This window comes from Gilliamella sp. B3022 (assembly GCF_028751545.1).
Classification (GTDB): Bacteria; Pseudomonadota; Gammaproteobacteria; order Enterobacterales; family Orbaceae; genus Gilliamella.
This window is the reverse complement of the sequence record NZ_CP071867.1, coordinates 427038-439277: the sequence shown is the minus strand read 5'-3', so window position 1 is coordinate 439277 and position 12240 is coordinate 427038. Positions and strand designations below refer to the sequence as shown.

The following is a 12240-nucleotide window of genomic DNA, read 5'->3' as shown; positions in this document are numbered from 1 at the left end:
TCACTAGGAGTTAAGATGAGACAATACAACCTGATGAGAATTATTAGCTTTTCATTAGCAATTATTCTTATGTCAGGTTGTTGTAATTCTCAGCCTTTGCTTGCTGTTCCTGATCAAGTCTCCTATGATGACGAACTGAAAATTGCACAAATAAGTCAACAGTTATCTCAAAAAGACATTGATACAGTTACGCGGATACAGCTTATATTTCAACGTGGCATTGTTTACGATTCACTAGGCTTCAAAGCATTTGCGCAAAGTGATTTTAGTTACTTGATGGAATTCAATCCTGAAATTCCAGACATTTACAATTTCATGGGAACTTATGCTTTACGTGAAGGGGATTTTGACAATGCTTTAATGTCCTTTAATACGACATTAGAACTTGATCCAAATTATGCTTATGCTTATTTAAATCGTGCCATTACTTTATATCGTACTGGTCATTATCAATCAGCAGAACGCGATGCACATCAATTCTATCAATTTGATGTGAATGAACCGATAAGAATTTTATGGCTTTATTTAATTGACAAAGAGATAGATAATAAAGCTGCACAAAATAAGCTACAAAAACGTTATGATCTTATGAATGATAAAACGATTTATAGTAGCGATATCATTGCATTTTATTTAGGTAAGATTAATGAATCTAAGTTAATGCAAAATCTTCAACAAGGCGTTGAAAGTAACCGGCAACTAGCCGAACGTCTTTGCGAAGCCTACTTTTATTTAGGTAAATATTATCAAAGTAAAGGTAACAACGAGCGTGCTAAAATGTTATTTAAATATGCTTTAGCTAATAATATTTATAACTTTGTTGAACATCAACAGGCGCTCTATGAAATGAAGTTACTTGCAGAAAATGAAAAGTAACATGGGTCATGCCAGTTTTAAAAGTGAAAATATTGTTATAGCGTAGTTCTGATTTGCCAAAAAATATATTCTCAACATTTGATAATACAAATAGTTTTATCATCTTTTAAATAAATATCATTTAACTTTAAATTTATTTATTTTGTATACATTGGATCGTAGTTGAGTCAATATCGGTAGTTAGTTATTGGGGTGAGTTGTAAATTTTCAATTTAGTGAGCTGGCATAAATTTATATAAACTTTTTTTGTTTGAAATAGTAATAATTTAGCGATTACTGTTATTTGTTAATCAATGTATCTAATATGGTTAACCAAAATTAAGTTTGTATATTCAAAATTTTTAAGCGAGTTTACATGACAAAAGAAATTTCTTTTATTGACCTTGGTTTATCTGAGGATATCCTTAACGCATTAAATGATCTTGGTTTTAGCAAACCATCACCAATTCAATCTGAATGTATTCCTTTATTATTAGAAGGAAACGATGTATTGGGGATGGCACAAACAGGTAGTGGTAAAACTGCTGCGTTTTCAATTCCTTTCTTAATGAATATTGATGCAAATCTAAAAGCACCACAACTTTTAGTTTTAGCACCGACTCGAGAACTTGCAATTCAAGTTGCTGACGCTTGTGCAGAATATTCAAAATATATGAAAGGGATCAAAGTATTAGCATTATATGGTGGTCAACGTTATGACGTTCAATTAAAAGCGTTAAAGCAAGGCCCTCAAATTGTGGTTGGTACACCAGGACGTTTACTTGATCATTTAAATCGTAAAACATTAGATCTTTCTAATCTTAAAGGATTAGTGCTTGATGAAGCTGATGAAATGCTACGAATGGGTTTTATTGATGATGTTGAGAGCATCATGGCGACGATTCCTGAAGATCATCAAACAGCACTATTTTCAGCAACAATGCCAGCGCCAATCCGCCGTATTACTAAACGATTTATGCATAACCCTAAAGAGGTACAAATCAAAGGGACTAACCAAACTGCACCAGATATCGATCAGAGCTATTGGCTTGTTCGTGGTATGAGAAAAAATGAAGCAATTGTTCGCTTTTTGGAAGCTGAAGATTTTGATGCTGCGATTATTTTTGTTCGCACAAAATCAGCGACATTGGATGTGGCCGAAGTACTTGAAAAACATGGTTACAGTTGTGCGGCTTTAAATGGTGATATGACACAACAGTTACGTGAACAAACTTTAGATCGATTACGTAATGGTCGTTTAGATATTTTGATTGCAACCGATGTTGCCGCTCGTGGTTTAGATGTTGAGCGTATTAGCTTAGTTATCAACTATGATATTACTTTAGATTCAGAGTCTTATGTTCATCGTATTGGGCGAACAGGGCGAGCAGGACGTGCTGGTCGTGCAATTTTATTTGTTGATAGTCGTGAACGTCGTTTGCTTAAAAATATTGAGCAAACAATTAAAAAACCAATTCCTGAAGTGGGATTACCTTCAAAAGAGCTACTTGAAGCACGTCGTTTAGCGAAGTTTACTGAGCAAGTTCAAAAACAACTTGATAGTAGCGATTTACAACAGTATCAAATTTTGTTATCACAAATACAAGCTGACAGTGGGGCAGATCTTGAAACCATTGCGACTGCTTTATTAAGGTTAGCTCAAGGTGAGCGTCCATTAATTTTACCTCCAGATCCAGTATTCAAACCATCACGTGAATTGCGCGATCGAGATAGTCGTGGTGGTGAACGTCGTTTGCGTGGGGATAATCGTGAAACACCAAAACGTCGTGAACGCCGTGATGTGGGTGAAATGGATATGTACCGTATAGAAGTGGGTAAAGAAAACGGTGTTGAAGTACGTCATATTGTTGGTGCAATTGCGAATGAAGCAGATATTAGTAGTCGATATATTGGTAATATTAAACTTTATGAAACTTATTCAACTGTTGAACTACCAAAAGGTATGCCTAAAGATATCTTAAATCATTTTGAAAAAGTAAGAGTGCTTAATCAACCAATGAAGATGAGCCTTATTAGTGGCAAAGCTACGGAAACTAAGCGTGGTCGCAAAAGCACAAAATCTGATATAGGCGACAGCAAAAATTTCACTAAAAAACGTGGTCGTCCAGCAGCACCTAAATTTTAATACATTGTGTTTTGATGCTTGTAAACCTCTGCCATATGGTAGAGGTTTTTTATTGTTTTTCTTTTAGATTATTGCCTGCACCTTTTGGTAAGGTGATAAAGTCAATCATCGCCATTAAAGTCATTCCTACTACCATAAACAAGGCTAGTCGAAAATCTTCAACCATTAAACCTGTTTGACTATGTTCATTATAGCTGGAAGCAATAAAAAGGAATAATGCACTTAAAACAATACCAAGTACGTTATTCAATTGTTGAATAATGGTTGATAATATATTGGCGCTTTGTATTTCGTTTTTATCAATTTCAGAAAAACTAAGTGTTGTGATCGTGGTAAATTGGATAGAACGTGCACCACCAGAAAAAAATAGCACCAATATAATCCAGATGATTGGTGTTTCTGAAGTGAAAAAGGCACACAATACAAAACTGAATGAAAGTAATAGACCATTAACGATAAGAATTTTACGAAATCCAAACTTGTGAATTAAAGGGGTATTAACGGTTTTGAGGATGATATTACCCGCAAATAGTGAAAGCAGTAATGAACCGGTAGTTAATGGCGACCATCCAAAACCGACTTGGAACATCAGTGGTAAAATAAATGGTGCGGTGTTTAAGCTAATTCGTGTTAATGATCCGCCCAAAAAAGTCATTTTAAATGTGCGTTTTGAAAAAGCGTACAGACTGATTAATGGGTATTGAGTATGCGTGAGATGATAATAGGCAAAGATTAAGACTAAACTACCGGCAGAGGAACTGCCGAGAGCAAGCCAAAGACGACTATTTGAGTGAGAAATCATTTCAAGCCCATAAACAAACAGTAATAGACCTAATCCACAGGCGATAAATCCAACACTATCAAATGAACGCTTTTCAGGTCGATCTTTCGGTAAAAGTCGATGGGCGAAAAATAGAGCAATAAAGCCTAATGGAATATTAAGAAAAAATATCCAGTGCCAAGTAAGATATTGAGCAAAGAATCCACCAATAATTGGCCCAATCAGTGGTGCAATTAATCCTGGCCAAACTAGAATCGAAATGGTACTAACTAAATGCTGTTTTTCAGTTCGGCTTAATACAACGGTTCTGCCTACAGGTACCATTAAAGATCCACCTAAACCTTGTATTAATCTTGCGATAGTAAACATAGTTAAATTAGTCGATAAAGCACACAATATTGACGCCAACATGAATAATACAATCGAAATAGAAAAGATTCGATAGGCTGTAAAACGATTTGCTATCCAGCCACTTGCGGGTAAACCAATCGTAAGCGCGAGCATATAGGCACTAATACCAATAGATAAGTCTTGAGGATTCGTTAAAAATGATTTTGCCATTGCAGGTATTGCAGTAGTGATCACCGTAGCGTCTAGATTTTCCATAAAGAACGTTGCGGCAACTAAGATTGCCATTTTTCGGACGTAATTATTTTGTTGCATCATATTATTTAATTAATTGAGAAAAATAAAAATAAAGTTTTAATATATGCCAAAAATTTCAGTTGTGATAAAAATTTTTACATTTTGCCCTAAGTTATGATTAAGAGTATACTATTAACGAAATCAATCGGTAAACAGAGGTATAGCATGACAGATTCTTTAAACAAATGTAAAGCGAACGAAACTCCAGCGTGTTGTTGTGTAGATGTTGGTACAATTATTGATAATGACAATTGCAGCGCTGAGTACGAACATGTCTTTGCAACAGAATCAGAAGCACAAGCTAAATTGGCATCATTGACCCAAGCTGCAAAAACTGTTGAAACAGAACCTTGTGAAATTAACAGTAATATTGAGAAAGTTGATGATGGTTTTAAATTATCAGCAACATTTACTTTTTGCTGTGGTGCAGAATGCATGATCTTCCAATTAAAATTACGTTAATAATAGATTAATGAAAGTTTGTATTATGAGACACGGTGAAGCAGGATTTTCTGCTTCATCTGATTCAAGTCGCACTCTGACTGATTATGGTATTGAACAGTCTAAAAAAGTTGGTATATGGCTTAAAGAACAAAATTTTAACTTCGATTTAGCCTTAGTGAGTCCTTATTTACGTGCTCAGCAAACATTGTCCGGATTATCAACTTATGTCCACGTGACAAAGGTCGAAACTGAAAAATGCTTAGTACCCAGTGGTAGCTCATCACATATCGTTGATTTAATTAGAGTATTGTTATCTAATGGTTTAACAAATGTTATTATTGTATCGCATCTGCCATTAGTGGGATATGTTGTTAATGAACTTTGTCCGCAGGTCCCACCTCCTATGTTTCCAACTGCTGCTATTGCTTGTATTGAGCTAACATTAGATGCTGTAGGAAAGCTTGAATGGTTTCAGCAAGTTCAGTAAAAAAACTTAATCTTTTTGATCTACCTTTAACCGGTCGAAGCTTAATTGAAGCATCGGCCGGAACAGGTAAAACTTATTCACTCGCTTTTATTTATCTAAGGTTATTACTTGGTATTGGTCAAAATAGTTATCCAAAGCCACTTGACGTTAATCAAATCCTAGTTGTAACTTTTACTAAGGCGGCAACGCAAGAATTACGTTCACGTATTCGACAAAATATTCAAGAATTAAGGCTTGGTTTACTTCAGGGATATCATCAAGATCCTATTTATCAAAAACTGATTGAAATAATCGATGATCGCAAGTTTGCGGTGCAAAAACTTACTGATGCTCAACAATCAATGGACGATGCCGCTATTTATACTATTCATAGTTTTTGTCAACGTATATTAACCAGTCATGCTTTTGAATCAGGAGTGTTATTTGAACAAACACTCATGGCTGATGAATATCAACTGCAATTACGTGTAGCACAAGACTTTTGGCGTCATTACTTTACGCCACTTGATAAATCTCTTGCTTACTTAGTCATCGGCACTTGGCAAGATCCTGCCACATTATTAAAAGACATTAAGCCGTATTTAACTTTAGAATTAAAAAACAATAATGAGGCTGATCCTGATATCAGCGATATGATTAACACATTTTACCAGAATAACTTTAACCAGATTGAAGAAGTAAAACGATCATGGTTAGCTGCGGTTAACGAATTAACCGAGATTATTACCCAATCAGGCATTAGTAAACAATCTTATAGTAGCCGTAACTTACCTAATTGGATAAACAAAGTCACCACATGGGCCAATCAACCAACCCAGACGTTTGAATTACCCAATGAACTTGAAAGATTTTGCCAATCCGTATTAATCGAAAAAACTAAAGATGGCAAGAAGGCTCCTTATCACTGTATTTTTGCAAAAATTGAGTTACTTTATCAACAACCACTTAATTTACGCAGCCAAATTTTAATGGATATTGTCGGTGTTATCCAAAAAGGCATCTATAAAGAAAAACTCAAACAGGGTGCTATAAGTTTTGATGACCTGATTTGGCAACTTAATCGTGCTTTGTATGTAAAAAATGGTAAACGACTAGCGCAAAGTATTGCTTCACAATATTGTGTAGCCTTAATTGATGAATTCCAAGATACCGACCCATTACAGTATCAAATATTCAATCGTATTTACGATAGCCAGCATTCTGATTGCGGTCTGTTATTTATTGGTGATCCAAAGCAAGCTATATATAGTTTTCGTGGTGCTGATATTTTCACTTATTTAGAAGCTAAGCGATCGACAGGTGAAAATCATTATACGATGGATGTAAACCAACGTTCTTCAGCTTCAATGGTGAATGCAGTTAATCAACTATTTGCCAATCACGATAAACCGTTTGTATTTGATGAAATTCCTTTTTTACCAATGCAAGCAGCAGAAAGAAATCGGAAAAGATCATTATTAATCAATAAAAAAGAAGTGTCAGCATTAACTGCTTATCTATTGCCTGAAAGTGTTTCAACAAATGCGGATTATCAACAATACATGGCAAGCTGCTGTGCTCAACAAATAGTAAGTTTATTATCAAATTCTTCAGTATTAAGTGATAATCATGAACAACGTCCGGTGATGACCTCTGATATTGCTATTTTAGTGCGGACCGGACGTGAAGCTGAAATTATTCAACAGAAATTAGCCGTTTCTGGTGTTAAAAGTGTCTACCTATCAAATCATAATAGTGTTTTTTCATCAAGTGAGGCAAAAGATGTACTTTGTTTGTTGCAAGCAGTATTAATGCCAGAGAATGAATCAACACTACGGTTAGCCTTAATGACATCATTATTTGGTCAAACAATGACTGAACTTGAGCAAATTACAGAGGATCAGGATAAATGGGAAAGTTTGGTTGAAGAGTTTAAACAATACCAAGTGATTTGGTTATACTATGGTGTATTAGTGATGTTACGCCGTATGATGAAAAGACGTCATTTAGCTGAAAATATTTTGGCACGTCAAGATGGGGAGCGTACTTTAACTAATCTAATGCACTTAGGCGAATTGCTTCAAGAAGCTGCAGATGAATTAGACAGCCCACATGCTTTAGTACGTTGGTTGACCAAACAAATAGTGAATCCTGACCTTAATATAGAAAATCACGAACAGCGTCTCGAAAGTGATGATAACCTAGTTAAAATCATAACGATACATAAATCAAAAGGTTTGGAATTTCCAATTGTTTGGTTACCATTTATTTCAATGTATCGATCATCTAACAATCAATTTTATCATGATAAAGATAATGATTATAAACTAAGTTATGCATGGTTATTAACGGATGAAATTAAGCAACAAATTGAAGATGAACGCCTTGCCGAGGATTTACGTTTATTATATGTTGCCATGACGCGATCAGTTTATCATTGCAGCATCGGTCTTGCTTCTTTGAAAAAAAACCAGACAGCCATTAATCATCTTTTGAAAAATGACTTAAGAGCTATTAGTAGTTTGGCAAACTTAATTGATGTTCAATTGCCAATTGACGGGCAACGTTATGTGCCACCTATGTTATCCGCTCCAACATTATCCGCTAACGTTTTTAAGCGTAAGCTTTCAAACTGTTGGCGAGTGACCAGTTATACTGAATTGCAACGCCATGATGAAGGTGTCTTAACTTATCATCTTGATATCATCAATGATTGGGATGAGTCGCAACCAGAATCGGATAGTAAAGAGGCAATAATATCAAATTACAACATTCACCATTTCCCTAAAGGGGCATATGTAGGTACATTAATGCACAGCATTATGGAACAGATCTCACCCGATAATATTGATGAATTATGTGCACAAATGGTGAAAAAGCTTAATCTTAATTCTAATTGGAATAACACGATTGCCAATTGGATGAGGCAAGTATTGGCGACTGACCTTGGTCTACCTGGGTTAAACTTATCAAAAATATTGATGGGTAGATGCATAAACGAGTTACAATTTTATTTACCTATACGTCAATCTGTAACTTGCCAACAATTGGATTCTTTGTGTAAAAAATATGATGATTTGTCTCAATCGCGTTCTGAATTATCCTTTGATACGGTTCAAGGTATGTTGAAAGGATTTATTGATTTAATCTTTGAATTTAAAGGAAAATATTATTTGGTCGATTATAAGTCAAATTGGTTAGGTGATAATATTGATTATTATGGGCAACGTGCACTGAAAAAAGTGATGGAAGAACATCGTTATGATCTACAATATCAACTTTATAGTTTAGCATTGCATCGATTTTTGCGAAGTAGACTATCCAATTATCAATTTCAAACTCATTTTGGTGGGGTATATTATCTCTTTTTACGGGGTATGCCTGATAATGGCATTTTTTATCATCAACCTAAGCAAGAGTTTATTGAAAAACTCGATCAATTATTTGAAGGTGAAGAAATATTAACCTTTTAATTATCTAAAATTTAGGCACAAATAAACTGTGCCTAACTTTAGTCGTACAATCTTCGTTTATTAACATGTAAAAATCAATTGATAGCGATAATGTTTATCTGTTAGTAAAAATTCTGGATGTACACTAGGTGTCCATGAATCATCTCCACCAATGCCCATATGATAAGCATCTATACTGACATAGGCGCATGTTTGAGGCTCTAATAAATGACGATGTTTTTTTTCCATCAACTGTTTAGTTCCATATTGGTTGATGTTAAATTTAAATTGATGACCCATTATCGTCATGTCATTAACAGTTAATTGTTTAACATCGCAACGTAAGCCGTTTTCACAGGGATAAATGTAAGGCGTATAAAGTTCTGCAAATGGTAATGACCAATCACCAAAAATAGCAGAGGTCTTTCGGTCAGGATAATTTTCATGAGGTCCTAATCCTAGCCAGTTTACCTGTTCTGGTATCTCTTTCAATTGATACATCAAACCAATACGAGCGGGAGCAGGCATGTCATTGGCAATATCTACTTCAACTGAGATAGTTAACTTACCATCTTGATCAAACTGATATAACCACTTACTTTGAATGACTTTGCGTTTTTTCACTGAGTAGTTGTGTAGGGCTTCAATGATAACATAATCACTGGATTGTGATGCTTTGATTGCCAAACATTGGTGGCTTAGATCAAAATAACCCGCTGCCTTCCACTGTTCAATCCAGGCATAAGGGTTATTATTACTGTTGAAATCACCGCTAATACCAATATCATTATCAATTGGTGCACGAATAAACTGATCAGTAAGTGCACTGGCCAGTAATGGTTTCTTGTTTTTAACCCATTGGCTTAATTGTCCCGTTTTTTTGCTGATTTGCCAACTTTGATTTTTCCAATTGATATTAAAAGCATTATTATTTTCAGTTAATTTTAGTAATTTTTTATTTTTGCTAAATGCCAATTGTGGAATAAAACTGTTGGTCAATTTAAATTGTTCCCAAGCTACGATATGTTTTGCTGGCGACCATTTGGTAGCTCTATTTTGAATGACTTTAAGTGATAAGTGTAAGTCTTCACCTTCAAAATTATTACCAATGTCTTCAATAAGTTTGAGATTAATGATATTGTTAGGTGATATTCTGAGTTTAACTTTACCACTTTGTTGCTTTTTGCCATCTATCAGTAATTCCCATTCCAATGTTTCATTGTCTGTAGTATGAAATAGATATTCACTTTTCACTTCGATAACTAATGGTTTTTGGCTAACAAGTTTAAATTGAAATGGTTGTTGTACTTTTTTAGCTTCAATTAAGCTTGGATGCGGTATGCGGTCAGGAAAAACCAAACCATCTAAACAAAATTGCCTATCATGATACGCTTCACCGAAATCACCACCATAGGCCCAATAACTTTTGCCATATTTGGTATGGCAACGAATACCATGATCGGCCCATTCCCAAATAAATCCACCTTGTAGACGGGGATATTGTCTAAAGGCTTGCCAATATTTATAGAATGCCCCTAAACTATTTCCCATTGCATGAGCATATTCACATAAAATGAGAGGCCTGTTTTCGTCTGGCATGGATATCCATTTTTTTATCGCCCATTTGGGAACATTAGGATGAGGTTGATCTTGTTCAACACGGGCATACATAGGGCAAATAATATCAGTGGCTTTGGTATTGGCACCTCCACCTTCATATTGTACTGGGCGAGTAGGATCATAGCTTTTTATCCATGTATATAGTGCATCATGATTTGCACCATGTCCAGATTCATTTCCTAATGACCAAATAATTACAGCTGCATGATTACGATCGCGTTGTACCATTCGGGTGACTCTTTCACTATAAGCCGCTAACCAACGAGGATCGTCCGACAAACGAGACATAGGGAACATGCCGTGTGATTCAATGTTGGCTTCATCAACTAAATATAGACCGTATTGATCACAAAGTTCATACCAACGCGGATCGTTTGGATAATGGCTGCAACGTACAGCATTAAAGTTATGTTGTTTAATTAATTTAATATCATCCAACATGGCTTGTTTAGTAACAGCATACCCTAGGTCAGGATAGAATTCGTGACGATTAGTCCCTTTAATAAGAAGGGGTTTACCATTCAAACAGAGCTGACCATATTTGATTTCAACAGTTCGAAAACCGATGTTATAAGCTTCTGATTCAATTAAGCCAGATTTATTATGATTTAAACTAACAACGATTCGGTAAAGATTTGGAGTTTCGGCGCTCCATAATTGTGGTTTAGTGATGGGAATATTGCATGTCATTCGGTCATTGTATCCACCTTTTTCATCAATAAAAGGTGTTCCGATTGGTTGTGTTTGTTCAACGATAAGTTTATCTTTTTGCCATAATTCAATGCCAACATCTAGCCTATCCGTCTCGCTTTGATATTTTACGTCAACTTGTAATGTTAATGTGGCATTTTGATAGCAAGCATCAAGTGCCGTTTTAATATGAATATCACTTAAATGTGCTTTTGGCTTGTTAAGTAATGAAACACTACGGAAAATGCCGCTCAAACGCCACATATCTTGATCTTCTAAATAACTACCATCACACCATTTTAAAACTAATACAGCAATTCGGTTTTCACCATTTTTTAAAAAAGGAGTCAAGTCAAATTCTGCAGCAATGCGACTATCTTGTGAATAGCCAACCCATTTACCATTACACCAAAGATGAAATGCTGCGCTGACACCATCAAATATAATTCTTGTATTTCCGTGATTTAACCATTTCTTATCAATTTTGAAATAGCGAGAATAGCAGCCAGTGGGGTTATCTTCAGGAACAAAAGGAGGATTATAAGGAAAAGGATAACGAATATTTGTATAAACTGGCGCATCATAACCATAAAATTGCCAATTTGATGGAACAGGAATAGTGGTATTATCAAGTTCTTTTTCCAACCATGATTCAGGTACTTGTTTTGGAGTATTAAAATAACTAAAAAACCAATCACCATTGAGTGATAATATTGCATCTGAATCACTATTATTTTTAGCGTGTTGTTTATCTCTCCAACTATTAAATTTGGGATGGGTATCAAGTCGATTAACACTTAAAATAGATAAATTATTCCAATCCGATCGATTGATAATTTCACTGAAACAAAGATTCATTATTTTCTCCTTTTTGTTCAACTTATCAATTATTTACTATTTCATTTATTAATCTGGCTCTTTAATATTTATTATAAATCGTTTTTATTTTATTTAAGTGATCAAGTTAACACTTTGTGTAATCGATTACATTAATATTTTTTGATTAGTTTAAAAAAGGAAATTGAATAATAAATGCAATTTTAATGTGATATATATCACATTGTGTAGATTTATATTGTTAATAATCAATTTTATTCGTTATATTAAATAAGCTTATTTATTAAGCATTGGATTGCTACCG

Annotated in this window: 7 protein-coding genes; 5 read left to right on the top strand and 2 right to left on the bottom strand. The window is 34.7% G+C overall.

Annotation, left to right across the window (positions count from 1 at the left end):
* Positions 1 to 15: 15 nt before the first annotated feature.
* Both nlpI and J4T76_RS01870 read left to right on the top strand, forming a co-directional pair.
* Entirely contained in the window at positions 16 to 876 is an 861-nt protein-coding gene (gene nlpI, locus J4T76_RS01875; RefSeq protein WP_267339432.1) for a lipoprotein NlpI, read from the top strand.
* A gap of 355 nt (positions 877 to 1231) precedes the next feature.
* Positions 1232 to 3001 carry a DEAD/DEAH family ATP-dependent RNA helicase gene (locus J4T76_RS01870; protein WP_267339431.1) on the top strand — a complete coding sequence of 590 codons (1770 nt, stop codon included), beginning with the start codon at positions 1232 to 1234 and terminating at the stop codon, positions 2999 to 3001.
* Between the two features lie 49 nt (positions 3002 to 3050).
* On the opposite strand, the gene J4T76_RS01865 is transcribed toward J4T76_RS01870, so the two are convergent.
* Positions 3051 to 4418 carry an MFS transporter gene (locus tag J4T76_RS01865; RefSeq protein ID WP_267339430.1) on the bottom strand — a complete coding sequence of 456 codons (1368 nt, stop codon included), beginning with the start codon at positions 4416 to 4418 and terminating at the stop codon, positions 3051 to 3053.
* 174 nt (positions 4419 to 4592) lie between these two features.
* Between J4T76_RS01865 and J4T76_RS01860 the strand changes: the two genes are divergently transcribed.
* The 3 genes from J4T76_RS01860 to recB are packed head-to-tail and all read left to right on the top strand — an operon-like array spanning position 4593 to position 8810.
* Positions 4593 to 4889: a YfcZ/YiiS family protein gene (locus J4T76_RS01860; protein ID WP_267339429.1), complete on the top strand. Its 297-nt coding sequence runs from the start codon at positions 4593 to 4595 to the stop codon at positions 4887 to 4889.
* A 25-nt stretch (positions 4890 to 4914) separates the two neighbouring features.
* Positions 4915 to 5358, top strand: coding sequence for a phosphohistidine phosphatase SixA (gene sixA, locus J4T76_RS01855; RefSeq protein WP_267339428.1), 444 nt, complete (start codon positions 4915 to 4917; stop codon positions 5356 to 5358).
* The gene (gene recB / locus J4T76_RS01850; protein ID WP_267339427.1) at positions 5337 to 8810 is read left to right on the top strand and encodes an exodeoxyribonuclease V subunit beta; all 3474 of its coding nucleotides are present in this window, start codon (positions 5337 to 5339) and stop codon (positions 8808 to 8810) included. The genes sixA and recB overlap by 22 nt, the downstream gene beginning before the upstream one ends.
* A gap of 60 nt (positions 8811 to 8870) precedes the next feature.
* On the opposite strand, the gene J4T76_RS01845 is transcribed toward recB, so the two are convergent.
* Positions 8871 to 11957, bottom strand: coding sequence for a beta-galactosidase (locus J4T76_RS01845; protein ID WP_267339426.1), 3087 nt, complete (start codon positions 11955 to 11957; stop codon positions 8871 to 8873).
* Positions 11958 to 12240 lie beyond the last annotated feature (283 nt).